We start from the raw sequence: 17,235 nt of genomic DNA, 5'->3' as shown, positions 1-17,235 counted from the left end.
CATAGCGCTTCTGCGCCGCCTCGATCGCGAAGACGGCATAATCGATCTGATCTTGGCCGGTCGCCTGCTCGAAATGATACTGCGCGTTCACCCAGTCCCGATGCGCCTCCCGGATCTCGTCAAGCAGCCTGTCCAAGCTGATCTCCGCCGGCTGCTCGGACTCGACGCTCAGCGCCAGAGCCTCGACTCGCCTGCCTTGAAATAGCCTCGCACCCATTCCGCACCTACCCCTTTCGGCTTGTCCTCGCCGCCTGCTTGCCTGCCTGTATTCATTCTATAAACGGGATTCGCCGTTTAGAACGCCGCAGAGGCGATTCGACGGCCGCTCGCGGGACAGCAGGGCCGAAAGCAAAAAGCGACCGGCCGGAAGACCGGCCGATCGCTCTCATTCAAAAACTCAAAGCTCGCGCCGTCCTTCCAGCGCCTTGGACAGCGTCACCTCGTCCGCATACTCCAGATCCCCGCCCACCGGCAAGCCGTGCGCGATGCGGGTGACCTTGATGCCGAACGGCCGAACGAGCCGCGACAGGTACATCGCCGTCGCCTCTCCCTCGATATTAGGATTGGTCGCCAGAATCAGCTCCTGCACCCGCTCGTCCTCCAGGCGCCGCAGCAGCTCCGCGATCCGGATCTCCTCCGGTCCGATGCCTTCGATCGGCGAGATCGCTCCCTGCAGGACGTGGTAGTGGCCGTTGAACTCCTTGGTCCGCTCCATGGCGACGAGATCCCGTGACTCCTGCACGACGCAGATCGAGGAAGGGTCTCGGGACTTGTCCTGGCAAATGCGGCAAGGATCCGTATCGGTAATGTTGCAGCAGATCGAGCAGAAGTGAAGATTGCGCTTGACGCTGACGAGCGCCTTGGCGAAATCGATCACATCGTCTTCCTTCATCTTGAGCACATGGAAGGCCAGCCTCGCGGCCGTCTTGGGACCGATGCCCGGAAGCCGGGTAAAGGAATCGATGAGCTTCGCGATCGGTTCGGGATAATACAAAAGCCCAGCTCCTTCCATAAAAATCGGTACGGCCCCCCGCGAATCGGGAGGCCGTACCGCCACCGCGCGCATCTCGCGCGGCCCAGGGGGCGCCTTATGAGGCGCCTAGGCGTTGATCGGGACTAGAACAGGCCCGGAATCTTCATGCCGCCGGTGAACTTGCTCATGTCCTTGTTGGCGAGCTCGTCGGCTTTGGTGATCGCATCGTTGACCGCGGTCAGAACGAGATCCTGCAGCATCTCGACATCGTCCGGATCGACCGCTTCCGGCTTGATCGCGATGCTGACGAGCTTCTTGTGTCCATTGACGACCGCAGTCACGACGCCGCCTCCGGCCGTGCCTTCGACCTGCTTCGTCTCGAGCTCCTCCTGCGCCTTCATCATCTGCTCCTGCATCTTCTTCACTTGCTTCATCATTTGGTTCATGTTGTTCATATCGGTCACCTCTATTCCGGAATTGGACTTGCACGTACGGATCTGGCTTCTCCCTCTGGAGTTCGCGGCTCGGGCGTCTTACTCCTTCTTGAGCTCAACCAGGTCCTCGCCGAACATCTTGAACGCTTCCTCCACCCATTCCGGCCGTGCCGGAGGGGCGATCGGATCATCATGGGAGAGCTCGAACGGCTCGGCTCCGCTCTCCGCAGCCGGCTCCGAAGCCGCCTGCTGCCAATCCTTCTGCATGACGGTCGCCAGCTGCAGCGGCTTGCCGAACGCCTCCTGCAGCACGCGCTCGATCAGCTCGCGGTTGGCCTGCTTCTCCGTCGTCTCGCGGTGGATCGTATTTTTGAACGCGATGAGCGCCGTGTCGCCCGCCCAGGAGACCGGCTCGCCGTCGACGAGCCAGGCGTGGACGGTGACGCGCGCATCCTTGACGCGCGCGAGCACTTCCGCCCACTTGGCGCGCAGCTGGGCGGTGTCGGGGCTGCCCGCGGCGGAGACGAAGGGGTCGAGCTTGACGGTCCGGAGGCTGCCTCCGGACCGCGGGCCGAACCCGTTGCCGCCGCGGGCGGGTGCGCCGCGCGGCGGCGCGGCGGCGGCCGGAGCCGCCGCGGCTGCGGCGCCTCCGCTGCGCTGAAGCTGCTCGAGCTTGCGCTCGAGCTGGTCGATCCGCTGCTGCAGCGCGGCGACTTCATGGCCGGAGGCGCCGGGGGCCGCTGCCCCCCGCCGCTCCGCCACAGGCTGCGCTCCCGCGGCGGGAGCTCCGCTCTCCGGCAGGGTGCAGATCTTGAGCAGCGCGACCTCGAACAGCGTCTGCGGGTGGGCGGCGTGGCGCATTTCGTTTTGGTAGCGGTTGAGCTCGTCGATCATGCGGAAGATGCGCTCCGCGCTGAACCCCTCCGCCATGTCGCGGAAGACGGCGGGATCGGCGAGCCGCCCCATGCCCTGGGCGCTGTCCGGTGCGAGCTTGAGCACGAGCAGGTCGCGGAAGTAGTAGATCAGGTTCTCGAGGCACTTGTCCGGGCTCTTGCCGGCCTGCATGAGGCCCTCGACGAGCGGCAACACCGCCGCCGCGTCGGAGTCGCGCACCGCGACGGCGATGCCCGCGAACTGGCGGGCGGCGAGGCCGCCGGTGACGTCGACCGCGCCCTCGAGCGTGATCTTCTCCGCGCCGAAGGCGGCCGCCTGCTCCAGCAGGCTGATCGCGTCGCGCATGCCGCCGTCCGACAGGCGGGCGATGTAGTCGAGCGCCTCCGGCTCGGCCTCGATGCCCTCCTCCTGCGTGATCTCGCGCAGCCGCTCGATCTGCTCCTCCAGCGACACCTGGCGGAAGTCGAAGCGCTGGCAGCGCGAGACGATCGTCGCCGGCAGCTTGTGCGGCTCGGTCGTCGCGAGGATGAAGATGACATGGCTCGGCGGCTCCTCGAGCGTCTTCAGAAGCGCGTTGAACGCTTCCGTCGTGAGCATGTGGACCTCGTCGATGATATAGACCTTGTAGCGCACCTCGGACGGCGCGTAGCGCACGCTGTCGCGGATCTCCCGAATCTCGTCGATGCCCCGGTTGGAGGCGGCGTCGATCTCCACGACGTCCATCACCGTGCCGGAGGTAATGCCTCGGCAGGCCGCGCATTCGTTGCAGGGCTCGGGCGCAGGTCCGCGCTCGCAGTTGACGGCTTTGGCGAAAACTTTGGCCGCCGTCGTCTTGCCCGTTCCCCTCGGCCCGTTGAACAAGTAAGCATGCGCGATGCGCTGCTCGCGGATCGCGTTCTGCAGCGTCTGCCGAATATGCTGTTGTCCCACCATGTCCTGGAACGTCTGCGGACGCCAGGCACGGTACAAGGCGATATGAGTCAAAGGTCGGCTTCCTTTCGCGCCGCCGGATGGCGGCCGTTATCGTTCTTCCATTATACATGACCGGGCGGCCGGGCAAAAGGGAAACGCTCTCTGCCGAAGGAATCCGCAAAAGGCGCGGCAAGGACGGAAGGCGGGCCGGCAGATGAGCGCGCGAGCAATGGAAAACAGGCTGCGGGGCTCGGCTCCCGGCTCGCGGTCCTACGACTCCATCGCCAGCGTGATCTGTCCCTGGACGGCATGAAAAAACGCCGGGCGACGTCTGGAATCAGACAATCGCCCGGCGTGCGGGATTGATCGAGTAGAACCGTGCACCTGCCCTCGATCCATGCGTCCCAGCCGGCACTCCTGCTCCCAGCTCGGGCCAGGCGTCCCTCCGGCACATGAACGGACTTGCTTACGGCTGCTTCCTTCCGGACCTGACCGGGTTCACAAGCGTCCATTGCGGAGGACCCGTCCGTCAACACTGTTCCTAGGCGCCAAACGCTGCAACGCATAACCTACGGCAGGAATTCAACCTCGCTATAGCGGATTGCGAGTTACAGGGCACCGCTACCTCCCCGTCTAGCACGGCAGGGTTTCAGTATAGCCGATTTGCGGGGCTTGCGCAACCGGACGAGATGAGCCTGAAACGCGCGGCGCCGAGCCGAAAGAGCGAGCGGCCAGCCGCTGCGGAGCTTGCGCTGCGGCGAAGGGGCTTCTGCGGCGGCGGAGCCGCCGTTACGGCGCCAGCTCCGTCACGACATCGTAGCGAGGCATGTTGTAGGCGAGCTGGGACTGGACGCGGGCGCGCATCTCCTCGCGCTGAGCGGAGTTCATGCCGGGGCGCGGCTTCACATAGGCGCGCATCGTCGCGCCGTCGATGACGAGCCGGACGGAGCCGACGCCCTTGACCTCCTTCGCCTTCTGCTCGGCGAAGTTCGCGTCCTGCTGGATGTTCTGCGCATGCGGCGTATTGATAAGATGCGGATTCGTATTGGTCAGGCCGAGCTGGCCGTCGCGGCCGTAGCTCTTGCCTTTCATGGAGTTCGGGCTGCCTCCGCAGCCGGACAGCAAGGCGGCGCCAAGCAGAAGGGCGCCGGCGGACAGCGCGATGCGGCGGGCAAGCGGACGGATCGTAACCATGTGGTGCATGCAAAAAACCTCCCTTTGGCCATAGGATGGCGAAGGGAGGTTTTTCTATACTGCCAATGGCTGGCAGCTGAAGTCGATTAGATGCCGTATTTCTTTTTGAAACGGTCTACGCGGCCGCCGGCGTCCAGGAACTTCTGCTTGCCCGTGAAGAACGGGTGGCAAGCGGAGCAGATCTCCACGCGCAGGTTCGGTTTTACGGAACCGGTCTCGAACGTGTTGCCGCAAGCGCAAGTAGCCGTTGTCACGTGGTATTTCGGATGAATAGCCTCTTTCATCGTCTTTCACCTCTTTTGCCCTGAGCTTCATGCGAGCCCAGAGTTATCGCAATACTTGAATACTATATCATGCATGCCCGTACCGCGCAATGCCCTTCGGCCGCTCTCAGCGGCGGCGGGCCAGCTCGGCCGGAGGCACATGCGTGTACGAGCCGATGACGACATCCGGCAGCTCCTCGCGGAAGATTTCCAGCATCTGCTTCATGCCGTAAATCTCTCCGCGCGCCTTGGGGATGAGGTTCAGGTAGCTCTCCGGGTCGATGTTGAGGTTGCGCATCTGGATGAGCCGCAGGCCGGTCCGGCGCACGAACTCGATCATCGCCTCCATCTCCTCCTCGCGGTCAGTGACGCCCGGGAAGATGAGGTAGTTGATGGACGTGTAGACGCCTTGGTCGGCGGCGTAGCGGAGCGATCTCTCGACATTTTTCAGCGTGTAGGCCCGAGGCTTGTAGTAGGCGTTGTAATGGTCGTCGAGCGCGCTGATCGTGCTGACGCGCATCAGATCGAGGCCCGAGTCGACGATTGCCCGCATGAAGTCGGTCAGGCCGGCGTTGGTGTTGATGTTGATGTAGCCCATCGAGGTCTGCTCGCGCACGCGGCGGATCGCCTCGACGATGATCTTGACCTGCGTAGACGGCTCGCCCTCGCAGCCCTGCCCGAAGCTGATGATCGACTCCGGCGTGCGCAGCTGCTCCAGCATGATCTGCACGACCTCGTCGACGGTCGGCTTGAAGTTCATGCGCGTCTGCGGAGCCGGGAACGCGCTGTCCTCCGGCTGCTCGGAGATGCAGCCGAAGCAGCCGGCGTTGCAGGAATAGGAGACGGGAACCGCTCCTTCCCAGCGCTGCAGGAACGTATTGGAAGCGGTCAGGCATTCGTAGCCGAGCGCGCAATGGGACAGATGCTCGTACAGCCGGTTGTCCGGATACTTGGCCAGCAGCTCCTCCACCTTGACGTTCAGCTCGGTCCGGTCGCAGTTCAGCGGGTTCCATCGCTCGGGATCGTCGCACTGCTCGGCGGCGGCCCAGAAGCGGCCGTCCTTCCAGACGACGGCGGTATAGCCGAACAGCGGCAGCACGGCCGTCTTGTCCGACTTGGCGTAGCCCGGCAGCGCGAGGCGGGTGAAGCCCTGCGGCAGCAGCGCCCCGACCGCCTGATACGGCCCCGGCAGCAGCTCCATCTTGCCGCTCGGGCCGATGCCGATCGGACGCGTGCCCGGCAGCCCCACCAGCGTGGCGCCCTCCGGCAGAGGAATCAGCTCCTCCTCCATCAGCTCGATGACGATGTCCCCGCCGCGGCCGAGGCCGGTCCAGTCGGGATGGTCGAACAATTGGCCTTGTTCGTCGGCATATACAAGATTCATGATGTCCTCCTAAAGTCTGTGCGAAGCGCCGGCGGTCATTCGGCCGGCGGCGTATCGGTCGGCGCGGCTTTGGCGCGCGTCGTGCGGCGGGCCGGCGCGGCCGGCTTGTCGCCGGCCGCCGGTGCGGCTGCGCTCGCGGCGGATGCGGCGCGCGTGCGCTTCGCCGGCGCGGCTTCGGCCGCCGGCGCATCGGGAGCGGCCGCGGCTGCGGCGGCCGCCTTGCTGCCGCGCGGCGAGCGCGGCGCGGCGCTGGCGCCGGCATCCGCGGCGGCTGCGCGCGTGCGCTTCGCCGGCGCGGCCGGCGCCTCCGCCGCTGCGCCGGCATCCGGCGCGGCGGCGGCGACGCGCCGCCGCCGTACGCGCCGAGGCGGCGCGCACGCGCGGCTGCGGCGCTGCGGCAGCCGGCTCGGCCGCCGCCGGCGTGCCGGCGCTGGCCGCGACGCGCGGCGCCTCCGCCGCAGGCGCTGCCTGCGGCGCGGCTGCGCTCGCCCGCGGCTGCGCGGCAGCCGGCTCCGCCGCGGCGTTGCCGGCCTCGGCGGCACGCGCCGCCGGGCGCTCGCCGCCTGCCGGCTGCTCCGGCTGCGGAGCGGCGCCTGCGCCCGGACGCTGCGCCGGGCTGTACCCGCCCGCGCGCGCGCCGGCTGCCGATGCGGCCGGACGAGCGCCGGGCGCGCCCGGACGCGATGCTGCGCCCGGACGAGCGCCCGTGCCGCTGCGGCCCGCGTAGGAGCCGCCGGCGGAAGCGCTCGGCCGCGATGCGCCGTAGCTGCCGGTCTCGCCCCGGCTGGCGTAGCCGCTCTCGGAGCGGGCCGAGCTGCCGGAGAAGCCGCCGGCGGAAGGGCTGGCCGCGCCATTGCCGCCGCCAGCAGCCGTTCCGCCGCTCCCGGAAGCGTAGCTGCGGTAGCCTTGTCCCGTCGCGCCATGGTTGCGGTAAGCGGACGTGTTGGAAACGATCGGGCTGCCGCCGGCCGGCGTGCCCGGAGCTTGTCCGCCGGAGCCGCTGCCGGAGCTGCTGCCGCCTGCGGAAGACTGGCTCGGCCGTTGGCCGTTCTTGGACTCCAGCGTCGTCAGGAATTCCGCGTTCGTCTTGGACTCGCCGAGCTTCTTGAGGAAGTTGTCGACGAACTCCATCGAGTCGTTCATGTTCTTGCGGATGACCCAGATCTTGTCCAGCTCCTCCTTGCTCAGCAGCAGATCCTCGCGGCGCGTGCCGGAGCGGCGGATGTCGAGAGCCGGGAAGATCCGGCGCTCGGCGAGCTTGCGGTCCAGGTGCAGCTCCATGTTGCCGGTCCCTTTGAACTCCTCGTAGATGATGTCGTCCATGCGCGAGCCGGTGTCGATCAGCGCCGTGGCGAGGATCGTCAGGCTGCCGCCCTCCTCGATGTTGCGCGCCGAGCCGAAGAAGCGCTTCGGCCGGTGGAACGCCGCCGGATCGATGCCGCCGCTGAGCGTCCGCCCGGACGGCGGAATGACGAGGTTGTAGGCGCGCGCCAGGCGGGTGATGCTGTCGAGCAGGATGACGACATCCTTTTTATGCTCGACCATGCGCAGCGCCCGCTCCAGCACGAGCTCGGCCACCTTGATATGGTTTTCCGGCAGCTCGTCGAACGTCGACGCCACGACCTCGCCCCGCACGGAGCGCTGCATGTCGGTCACTTCCTCCGGACGCTCGTCGATGAGCAGCACGAACAGCTCGATCTCCGGGTTGTTCTCGGAGATGCTGTTGGCGATCTCCTTGAGCAGCAGCGTCTTGCCCGCCTTCGGCGGCGCGACGATCAGCCCCCGCTGGCCGAGGCCGACGGGCGCGAGCAGATCCATGATGCGGGCCGACAAGCGATGCGGGGTCGTTTCCAGGACGAGCTTCTTTTGCGGGAAAAGGGGGGTCAGCGCCGGGAAATGCAGGCGGTCGGCTGCCGTTTCCGGACTCATGCCGTTGACGGCGTTCACTTGCAGCAAGCCGAAATAACGTTCGTTTTCTTTTGGAGGACGGCATTTGCCGGAGACGAGGTCGCCGCTGCGCAGGTCGAACCGGCGGATCTGGGACGACGAGATGTAGATGTCCTCGTTGCTCGGCAAATAGTTGATCGGACGGAGGAAGCCGAAGCCTTCCGGCAGGATGTCCAACACGCCCTGCATGAACAGCAGCCCTCCGCGCTCCGCCTGCGCCCGCAGGACGGCGAAGACCAGCTCTTTCTTCTTCATCTGGTTGAAGCTCGGCACCTCGAACTGCTTGGCGAGCTTGTACAGATCATTCAATGACATTGCTTCCAGATCGGCGATCTGAAATTCGCTCATGATCTCACCACTTTATTCAGTTTTCGCACCTTAATCTTTACCTCATGTCGGGACGATCCGAATCTATGACTTCGATTCTCTTATTGTGTCCGGGCGGGCTTCGCCCTAACCTTCGAATCAGGATGGCAGAGGAATCGCATTAGCTCTAGGAAGGTCTGGAAGAGGGCTTGAAGGCGGGTGCAGGGGAAAAGAAAGCGCCCTGGCCCGCGGGAGCGGGCCAGTCGACGTCTGGATAGAGATAGGCAAGCCGAAGGCAGGCGCGGCTCGCGGCCGCCGCCTCGGGCGGTTCAAGCAAAAGGCCTCATCCGCAGCCGGTGCCGGCGCGGATAGAGGGCAGGCGGCTTACTCCTGCTCCCGCCATACGTCGGCGCCGAGCCGCCGCAGGTTCTCGACCAAATTGTCGTAGCCGCGGTCGATATACTCGACGCCGGTAATTTCGGTGACGCCCTCGGGCACGGTCAGGCCGGCGACGACAAGCGCCGCTCCGGCGCGCAGATCGGCGGCGCGCACCTTGGCCGCGTTGAGCGGGCCGCCCTCGATGATCGCCGAGCGCCCCTCCACGCGGATGCCCGCGCCCATGCGCACGAGCTCCGGCACATGCTTGAACCGGTTGCTGTAGACGTAATCCGTCAGGATGCTGACGCCGGAAGCTTGCGTGAGCAGGCTCGTCATCGGCGACTGCAGGTCTGTCGCGAAGCCGGGATAGACGAGCGCCCGCACGTCGATCGGCTCATAGGCCGGCGCGCCGACGATGCGGATGGATTCGTCCATCTCGATCACCTGCACGCCCATCTCCACGAGCTTGGCGCTCATCGCTTCCATATGCTTGGGGATGACGCCGTCGATGACGACGTCGCCGCGGGTCGCGGCGGCCGCGATCATGTAGGTCCCAGCCTGGATGCGGTCCGGGATGATGGAGTGGCGGCAGCCGTGCATCGCCTCCACGCCCTCGATCCGGATCGTCTCCGTGCCGGCGCCCTTGATGCGGGCTCCCATGGCGTTGAGCAGCGTCGCTACATCTATGATTTCAGGCTCCTTGGCCGCGTTCTCGATCGTCGTGACGCCCTTGGCCCTGGAGGCGGCCAGCATGATGTTGATCGTCGCTCCGACGCTGACGACGTCCAGGTAGATCTTGGCGCCGCGCAGCTCGCGGGCGAAGATGCGGATCGAGCCGTGCTCGTTGGACACTTCCGCGCCGAGCGCCTCGAAGCCCTTGATATGCTGGTCGATCGGACGAGGCTCGAAGTTGCATCCGCCGGGCAGGCCGATGACCGCTTCGCCGAAGCGGCCGAGCAGCGCTCCCATCAGATAATAGGAAGCCCGCAGCAGCTTCACCTTGCCGTCCGGCATCGGCGCCGACCGCAGGCGGGAAGGATCGATCCGCATCGTGTCGCCGCTCCAGGACACGCCGGCCCCGAGCTGCTCCAGGATCTCCCCGTACACCGCCACGTCGCTCAGCTGCGGCAGGTTGTCCAGAACGACTTCAGATTCCGCCAGAATGGCGGCAGGCAGCAGCGCGACCGCGCTGTTCTTGGCACCGCTGATCTGCACCGTGCCTCGCAGCGGACGTCCGCCGCGAACCATTAGTTTCTCCATTAATGCTGTATCCTCCCCGGGAAGAAGCAGGCCGCGCCGCGCGGCTGGCGCGCGACGCCCTGCAGCTGAAAACAACGCAGCGCGCGCCGGCAATGCAGCTGCAAGGGCGCGCGCTCATCGTTTGTGGTTGGTTCAGTCCAATGAAGCGGGTCATTCTGGGCTATTATATCATACTTGTCCGGGCATAAAAACAGGCCCTGCTGCTCAGGACCCGATCGCGTATTTGCTGTTGTTCTCGTCGTCGCGGCGCAGCTGCATGTTGACCGCGAGCCTCATCTCGTCGATGTCGAACGGCTTGGTGAAGTGCATGACCGCGCCGAGATCGGTCGCTTCCTTGATCATGTCCAGCTCGCCGTAAGCCGTCATCATGATCACCTTGATGCTGCGGTCGATCGTCTTGACATGCTTGAGGATCTCCAGTCCGTCCATGCCGGGAATCTTCATGTCCAGCAGGACCAGATCCGGACTTTCGTTGCGGACGATCTCCAGGGCCAGCTTGCCGTTGGAAGCCTGAAAGGTCGTATATCCCTCGCTCGTAAATACCTCCATTAGCAGCACGCGGATTCCGTTCTGGTCATCCACGATGAGTACCTTCTTCTTGTCCAACTTCTCTACCTCCCGTTAGGTTCTCTCTTCGACAGATCTAGCTGCTCTATGTGTCGGATCGTTGGCGTCTGCGGCGATGAGACGGTAAGGCAACGGCTTTCGGATTTTGCCCACCCCCTATATTCGCCCTGCCCCTTCTATCTCCTTCTCTAAATTGGAAAAAAGCCGCCAGCATCGCGAAAGGCGATGCCAGACGGCCAAATAAGAGGGAGCCGGGCTCCTGCGCCGACTACTCGGACAGCTGGAGGGAGGCGTTGACGAAGCCGCGGAACAGCGCCTGCGGGCGGTTCGGGCGAGAGGTGAATTCCGGATGGAACTGGACGGCCAGGAACCACGGGTGCTCCGGCAGCTCGACCATTTCGACGAGGCGTCCGTCCGGCGAGGTGCCGGAGATGCGCAGGCCTGCCTGCTCCACTTGCTCGCGGTACTCGTTGTTGAACTCATACCGGTGACGATGGCGCTCGTAGACGAGCTCGTCGTCGTACTCGCGCGCGGCGAGCGAGCCTTCGGCCAGCTTGCACGGATAGAGGCCAAGGCGCATCGTGCCGCCGAGATCCTCGATATCCTTTTGCTCCGGCAGCAGGTCGATGACCGGATACGGCGTCGTCGGGTTGATCTCGGAGCTGTTGGCCCCGGTCAGGCCGAGCACGTTGCGCGCATACTCGATGACCGCTACCTGCATGCCGAGGCAAATGCCGAAGAACGGCGTGCGGCTCTCGCGGGCGTAGCGGATCGCCGCCACCTTGCCCTCGATGCCGCGGTCGCCGAAGCCGCCCGGCACGAGGATGCCGTTCACGCCGGCGAGCGTCTCGGCCGCGTTGGCGTCGGAGAGCTCCTCGGCGTCGACCCAGCGGATGCTCACTTCGGAGTCGGCCTCGATGCCCGCATGAGCGAGCGACTCGACGATGCTGAGGTAGGCGTCATGCAGCGCCACGTACTTGCCGACGATGGCGATCTCGGTCTTGCGCTTCAGGTTCTTGACGCGGTCGACCAGCTTCGTCCACTCGGCCATGTCGGCTTGCGGAGCCTGCAGCTTGAGATGGTCGACGACGTACTGGTCGAGGCCCTGCTCCTGGAGCATGAGCGGCACCTCGTACAGCGTGGACGCGTCGCGGCATTCGACGACGGCGTTCGGATCGATGTCGCAGAACAGCGCCAGCTTGTTTTTCAGGTCCTCGGAGATCGCTTTCTCGGTCCGGCAGACGATGACGTTCGGCTGGATGCCGATGCTGCGCAGCTCCTTGACGCTATGCTGGGTCGGCTTGGTCTTCACCTCGCCGGCGGCCTTGATGTACGGGATCAGCGTCACATGCACGTACATGACGTTGTCGCGGCCGATGTCGCTCTTGATCTGGCGGATCGCCTCGAGGAACGGCAGGCTCTCGATGTCGCCGACCGTGCCGCCGATCTCCGTGATGACGACGTCGGAGCCGGCTTCGCGGCCGGCGCGGAAGACGCGTTCCTTGATCTCGTTCGTAATATGCGGGATGACCTGGACCGTGCCGCCGAGGTATTCGCCGCGGCGCTCCTTGGTGATGACGGACGAATAGATCTTGCCGGTCGTCACATTGCTGTTTTTGGACAGGTTGATGTCGATGAAGCGCTCATAGTGGCCGAGGTCGAGATCCGTCTCCGCCCCGTCGTCCGTGACAAAAACTTCTCCGTGCTGGTACGGGCTCATCGTCCCCGGATCCACGTTGATGTACGGATCGAACTTCTGGATCGTAACCTTCAGGCCGCGGTTCTTGAGCAGCCTGCCGAGCGAAGCCGCGGTGATGCCTTTGCCGAGAGACGACACCACACCGCCCGTTACAAAGATATATTTCGTCACTGTTGAATACCCTCCATGCTCCTATGGTTAGTTAAAGGTTGCCCAGGCCGGCCCTGAAACATGGCGCGGACCCCATATAAAAACAAAAAAAGTGTCACCCATATAAAGGGGGCACTTTCTACGATCACCCATGCAAATATGCAGGCAGAACGCTCCGCTGCTTCCTGTCGGAATCGGCGCGAAGCAGCCTTGAGCTGATGATGGTTTCACTAAAAGCTTCAAAAAGCCCATGCAATAGTTTATCTCACCGCAATCCGCCCTGTCAAGGACAAGCCGGACCTTTGCGAAAGGCGCCTCGAATGGAAAAAGGCCCCGAAAACGGGGCCTCGAAGCGGCCCGCCGCCAGCCGGCGGGAGCCGAAGATACTTTACTTGCCGCCTTGCTCTTCGTCGGAGTCCTCGTCCTCGAAGTCTTCCTCGTCCTCGTCGTCGGATTCCTCGGCCTCGGCGTCGTCCTCGTCGATCGTCTCGTCGACCGCTTCGGCGTCGTCCTCTTCGCTCTCGTCGAACTCGCGGTCCTCGTCGAACAGGTCGAAGTCCTCCTCGCTCTCGGCGTAGGTGTCTTCCTCCTCCGCCTCGAACGGCTCCTCGTCCTCGAGATCGTCATCGTCGTTGATGATGCGCGGACGCTTGGCGTTCGTGATTGGATCCTCGTTCTTCTCGACCGGATACCAGCGCTTCAGGCCCCAGGTGTTGGAGCCGACGCAGGCGAAGCGGCCGTCGATGTTGATCTCCGTGTAGACCTGGGCGATGACGTTGTTGACTTCCTCTTCCGTCAGGCCGCGGTACTTGGCGATCTCTTTCATCAAGTCGCGATAATAGTAGGGCGTATTGGCCGCTTTCAGCACTTCGAAGGCCAGATCGACCATCGGCATCTCGCGCAGCCGCTCCGCATCGAATTTTTGGGACAGGTTCGTGCTCATCTAATCCAGACACATCCTCTCGGATAATCGTACGCAGCTCATTACGGTTCCATCTTGTCCACAGTCAACCTTTAGTAAAACCTATTTGCCTCAAAAAATCAAGGCGCTTCCTCGAGCGGCTTGTCCGCTTCCAAAAGGGACGCGCGGCCTCATAAAGGAAGAACGAAGGGCTCCCCCTTCGCTCCTGACTGTATCCTTCCGCCTGGAGCGCCTTTCCGAAAAGGAGCGGCGGATTCCCGGCTGCAAGAGTCCGACGACTCTTACTTGCATTGTATGAAGAGCGGAGGGCGATTGACACGAGCCGCGGCCCAAATTGCCGCAAAACGGGCCGATGGCTCTATCGGGCGGAGGGCGGCCCCTCATACACTATCCAAGCATTGTCCGTCAGGAGGGACTTCATCTTGGATCATCTGCTCCGCTGGCTGCGCGACCTCCCCGCCTCCGCCGGCTCTCCGGCAAAACGGCTCATGCTTACCTTCCGCCATCCCGACGACTACCGGGTCTTCCTGCATGCGTGCGGCGAAGCCCTTCTTCCGTCTGAACGGCTCGTTCCCTTGCCCCTCGTCCAGGCGGTCAGCGTGGCGCTGCCCGCCCGGCAGCCGCTTCCCCCTCCGACCGCCGGCGTCATGGCCGAGGAGGACCGCCGGATTACGATGAAAGCGTCCGGCCTGCCCAAGACGATGCCCGAAAAGGGCCTGCCCTGGGGCGTGCAGCAGATCCGCGCCCCGCTCGCCTGGAACCGGACGACGGGCCACCGGATCAAGATCGGCGTCATCGACACCGGCGTCGACCACAGCCATCCCGATCTCAAAGCCTCGCTCGGCCGCGGCATCAACCTGATCGACCGCGGCCAGCTGCCCCATGACGACAACGGGCACGGCACCCATATCGCGGGCACGATCGCCGCGGCCAACCAGCCGGGCGGCATGATCGGCGTCGCCCCGCGCTCCATCGTCTATCCCGTCAAGGCGTTCGACCAGAACGGCAGCGCCTATGTGTCGGACATCATCCTCGGCATCGAGTGGTGCGTCCGCAGCGGCATGAACATCATCAACATGAGCTTCGGCATGAAGTCGCGCAGCAAGTCGCTGCACAACGCCGTCATCAACGCGACGAACGCCGGCGTCGTCATCATCGCTTCCTCGGGCAACGACGGCCGCCGACGCTCGGTCGACTACCCGGCCCGCTATCCGCAGACGATCTCGGTCGGCGCGACGAACCGGCTGCGCCGCATCGCGGCGTTCAGCAACCGCGGCCCCTACATCGACATCTATGCCCCGGGCGACCGGATCCATTCGGCCTGGCTGAAGGGCAAATACCACGAGATGAGCGGCACGTCGATGGCCACCTCGCATGTGAGCGGCGCGGTGGCGCTGCTGCTGGCCCATCAGCCCGGGCTCGATCCGGGCGAGATCCGCGCGATCCTCAAGCGCTCGATGGTGCCGCTTCGCGGAGCGAAGGAAGGGCGCACCCCGGGCGAGCTCGACGTCCTGAAAATGATGAAAGCCGCCGAGGCCTGATGGCTTCGGCGGCTTTCCTTTTGGCGGGGAAGAAACGCTAGCGGCTACATGCGCTCCGGCGCGGATACGCCGATGAGGCGCAGCGCGCTGGCGATGACGGCGCGGACGGCGGCCAGCAGGGCGAGGCGCGCCTGCGTCTGCGCCGCATCCTCGGTGATGGCGCGCTCCGCGCGATAGTAGCTGTGCAGCTGCGAGGCCAGCTCGTACACATAGCGCACGAGGCGATGCGGCGCATGCTGCTCGGCCGCCTGGCGGATCTCCTGCGGATATTCGGCGAGCTTGAGCAGCAGGTCGTATTCATGCTCGCTCGTCAGGCGCGAGAGCTCGACCTGCTCCAGCGGCAGCCGGCTGACGCCCTGCTCCTCGGCCTGGCGCAGGATGCTGCAGATGCGCGCGTGGGCGTACTGCACGTAGTAGACCGGGTTCTCGTTGGAGGTGGAGACGGCCAGGTCCATGTCGAAGTCCAGATGCGAGTCCATGCTGCGCATCGTGAAGAAGTAGCGGATCGCATCGACGCCGACTTCGTCCATCAGATCCTCCATCGTGACGGCTTTGCCGGTGCGCTTGGACATCTTGACCTTCTCGCCGTTCTGGAACAGGCTGACCATCTGGGCGATCAGCACGACAAGCTTGTCCGGATCGTTGCCGAGCGCCTCCATGGCGGCCTTCATGCGCGGGATGTAGCCGTGATGGTCCGCGCCCCAGATGTTGATCATCGTATCGTAGCCGCGGCCGTACTTGTCGCGGTGATAGGCGATGTCCGGCGTCAGGTACGTATAGGAGCCGTCGTTCTTGATGAGGACGCGGTTCTTGTCGTCGCCGTAGGCGGTCGTGTTCAGCCACGTCGCGCCTTCTTCCTCGTACACCTGGCCCTTCTCGCGCAGCGCGTCGAGCGCCTGGACGACGAGTCCCTTTTCGTAAAGGGACGTCTCGCTGTACCACAGGTCGAACGGCACGCGGAAGCGCTCGAGGTCGCGCTTGATCTTGCCGAGCTCGCGCTCGAGGCCGTACGCCTTGAAGAACGCGAAGCGCTCTTCGTCCGTCAGCGAGAGCAGGCCGTCGCCTTTCTCCGCGGCCAGCTCCTTGGCGAAGCCGACGATGTCCTCGCCGTGGTAGCCGTCCTCCGGCAGCTCCGCCTGCTGGCCGAGCTGCTGGCGGTAGCGCGCCTCGATCGACCTCGCGAGGTTGTTCACCTGCGCGCCGGCGTCGTTGATGTAGTACTCGCGCGTCACTTCGTTGCCCGCGAAGTCGAGCACGTTGCACAGCGCGTCGCCGACGGCCGCGCCGCGGGCATGGCCCAGGTGCAGGCTGCCGGTCGGGTTGGCGCTGACGAACTCGACCTCCACGCGCTTGCCGGTGGCTGCGCCGCGTCCGTAATTCTCGCCGGCGGCCTCGACCTGGCCGACGACCGGATACAGATACGCGCGGTCCAGGCGGAAGTTGATGAAGCCCGGGCCGGCGATTTCCGCCGACAGGATGGACGCCTTGCCTTTGTCCAGATGCTCCAGGATCGCCTCGGCGATCTGGCGCGGGTTTTTGCGGGCGAGCTTGGTCAGCTGCATCGCGGCGTTCGTCGCGAGGTCGCCGTGCGACTTGTCGCGGGGCACCTCCAGCACGAATACCGGCAGCTCCTCGCGGGGCGCCAGGCCGGCGGCGACGACGGCATCGGCGATGCCCTCGCGGATGGCGGTATAGACTTGCTCCAGCACGTTCTGACTCATGGTTGATTAGCCTCCTGTATCGTAAGCCGCAGTTGGAAGCGGCCGCTTGACTCGTCTTCGATGCGCAGCCGGTACGTCCACGACAGCGTCAGCGGCAGCAGCCCCTCGCCGGGGGAAGATGCCGCCAGCTCCTCGGTCTCGGTGACGAGCGGGAACGACAGATGCGGCGACGCATAGCGCCCGCCGCGAGACTGCCCGGCCGCGAACGTCTGGTCGGACTCCAGACCGCCGCGCCGCGTGAGCGTCAGCTCCTCGCCGTTCCAGCGAAGCGTCGTGCGCACGACGCCGTGCAGCTCGTCCCGCTCCTCGTACCGCAGGTAAAGGGAACGCCCCTTGGGGATGAGCTCGCCGCGATGGCGCGCGGCGGGCTCGCGCTTGCCGTCCTGCATGCTGCTGACGGCGATGTCGACGGCAAGCCTGGCGGGACTAGGCCGGGCGACCGGCCCCCCCTCGGCAGAGCCGCCGGCCCGGCCGGCCGATCCAGCGGGGCCGGCGCTGTCCGCGGGGCGATCCGGCTTGGCGGGGGCTCGATCGTTCCGTTCCATGGCGTTCTCCTCCTTTGGCGCTTCCTGTCGATTGTTCCTATTTACTATATACATGGCGGGCGAAAGTTTCAATGATTGTCCGCCGCGAAAGCTCCAGCGGGCCGGCCGCTCCTCGGGCAGCCGGCCAGCGGGCCGGCCGCTCGCC

The 17,235-nt window shown here is 65.0% G+C and carries 14 protein-coding genes, 1 other RNA gene and 1 pseudogene (1 of these 16 cut by a window edge); 1 reads left to right on the top strand and 15 read right to left on the bottom strand.

The features are described 5' to 3' along the window. The 13 genes and pseudogenes from NYE40_RS01300 to rpoE form a co-directional block, all read right to left on the bottom strand. On the bottom strand, positions 1 to 217 hold the 5' portion of the coding sequence (locus NYE40_RS01300; protein ID WP_052333636.1) for a YaaL family protein. Its footprint begins 74 nt before the window's first position; 217 of the gene's 291 nt are visible here — the first part of the coding sequence; its start codon is at positions 215 to 217; its stop codon lies beyond the left edge, outside the window. Positions 218 to 397: 180 nt separating this feature from the next. Beyond that, complete coding sequence (gene recR / locus NYE40_RS01295) at positions 398 to 994, bottom strand: recombination mediator RecR (protein ID WP_028600628.1); 597 nt, start codon at positions 992 to 994, stop codon at positions 398 to 400. Between the two features lie 122 nt (positions 995 to 1,116). Next, positions 1,117 to 1,428 carry a YbaB/EbfC family nucleoid-associated protein gene (locus NYE40_RS01290; RefSeq protein WP_028600629.1) on the bottom strand — a complete coding sequence of 104 codons (312 nt, stop codon included), beginning with the start codon at positions 1,426 to 1,428 and terminating at the stop codon, positions 1,117 to 1,119. Between the two features lie 78 nt (positions 1,429 to 1,506). Continuing rightward, positions 1,507 to 3,285, bottom strand: coding sequence for a DNA polymerase III subunit gamma/tau (gene dnaX / locus NYE40_RS01285; protein ID WP_339279202.1), 1,779 nt, complete (start codon positions 3,283 to 3,285; stop codon positions 1,507 to 1,509). A gap of 304 nt (positions 3,286 to 3,589) precedes the next feature. Then, positions 3,590 to 3,855, bottom strand: an RNA gene (ffs, locus tag NYE40_RS01280) — signal recognition particle sRNA large type. Positions 3,856 to 4,002: 147 nt separating this feature from the next. Beyond that, positions 4,003 to 4,416, bottom strand: a complete 414-nt coding sequence (locus NYE40_RS01275; protein WP_146000482.1) for a hypothetical protein — start codon at positions 4,414 to 4,416, stop codon at positions 4,003 to 4,005. A gap of 77 nt (positions 4,417 to 4,493) precedes the next feature. Then, complete coding sequence (gene rpmE, locus NYE40_RS01270; RefSeq protein WP_021882051.1) at positions 4,494 to 4,691, bottom strand: 50S ribosomal protein L31; 198 nt, start codon at positions 4,689 to 4,691, stop codon at positions 4,494 to 4,496. A 106-nt stretch (positions 4,692 to 4,797) separates the two neighbouring features. Further along, entirely contained in the window at positions 4,798 to 6,054 is a 1,257-nt protein-coding gene (locus tag NYE40_RS01265; RefSeq protein ID WP_101808352.1) for a radical SAM protein, read from the bottom strand. Between the two features lie 1,056 nt (positions 6,055 to 7,110). Further along, positions 7,111 to 8,349, bottom strand: a pseudogene (rho, locus tag NYE40_RS01260) (transcription termination factor Rho); the annotation flags it as partial. 342 nt (positions 8,350 to 8,691) lie between these two features. Beyond that, on the bottom strand, positions 8,692 to 9,945 hold the full coding sequence (locus NYE40_RS01255; protein WP_028600633.1) for a UDP-N-acetylglucosamine 1-carboxyvinyltransferase: 1,254 nt from the start codon (positions 9,943 to 9,945) through the stop codon (positions 8,692 to 8,694). A gap of 204 nt (positions 9,946 to 10,149) precedes the next feature. Next, positions 10,150 to 10,551, bottom strand: coding sequence for a response regulator (locus NYE40_RS01250; RefSeq protein WP_028600634.1), 402 nt, complete (start codon positions 10,549 to 10,551; stop codon positions 10,150 to 10,152). Positions 10,552 to 10,780: 229 nt separating this feature from the next. Then, entirely contained in the window at positions 10,781 to 12,382 is a 1,602-nt protein-coding gene (locus NYE40_RS01245) for a CTP synthase (protein ID WP_028600635.1), read from the bottom strand. A gap of 367 nt (positions 12,383 to 12,749) precedes the next feature. Then, on the bottom strand, positions 12,750 to 13,304 hold the full coding sequence (gene rpoE / locus NYE40_RS01240; RefSeq protein ID WP_101808351.1) for a DNA-directed RNA polymerase subunit delta: 555 nt from the start codon (positions 13,302 to 13,304) through the stop codon (positions 12,750 to 12,752). A 410-nt stretch (positions 13,305 to 13,714) separates the two neighbouring features. Here rpoE and NYE40_RS01235 point away from each other — a divergent pair, with 410 nt between their 5' ends. Continuing rightward, positions 13,715 to 14,824 carry a S8 family peptidase gene (locus NYE40_RS01235; protein ID WP_028600637.1) on the top strand — a complete coding sequence of 370 codons (1,110 nt, stop codon included), beginning with the start codon at positions 13,715 to 13,717 and terminating at the stop codon, positions 14,822 to 14,824. Between the two features lie 44 nt (positions 14,825 to 14,868). Here the strand turns inward: NYE40_RS01235 and argS are convergent, their stop codons facing one another. Both argS and NYE40_RS01225 read right to left on the bottom strand, forming a co-directional pair. Next, positions 14,869 to 16,545 carry an arginine--tRNA ligase gene (argS, locus tag NYE40_RS01230; RefSeq protein ID WP_339279201.1) on the bottom strand — a complete coding sequence of 559 codons (1,677 nt, stop codon included), beginning with the start codon at positions 16,543 to 16,545 and terminating at the stop codon, positions 14,869 to 14,871. Beyond that, positions 16,542 to 17,090 carry a DUF1934 domain-containing protein gene (locus tag NYE40_RS01225; protein WP_180968422.1) on the bottom strand — a complete coding sequence of 183 codons (549 nt, stop codon included), beginning with the start codon at positions 17,088 to 17,090 and terminating at the stop codon, positions 16,542 to 16,544. Before NYE40_RS01225 ends, argS begins: the two co-directional genes overlap by 4 nt. Positions 17,091 to 17,235 lie beyond the last annotated feature (145 nt).

Source organism: Paenibacillus sp. FSL W8-1187 (assembly GCF_037965485.1).
Taxonomy (GTDB): domain Bacteria; phylum Bacillota; class Bacilli; order Paenibacillales; family Paenibacillaceae; genus Paenibacillus_O; species Paenibacillus_O pasadenensis.
Note: the sequence above shows the minus strand (reverse complement) of the source record. Positions and strands in the feature narration are given on the sequence as shown.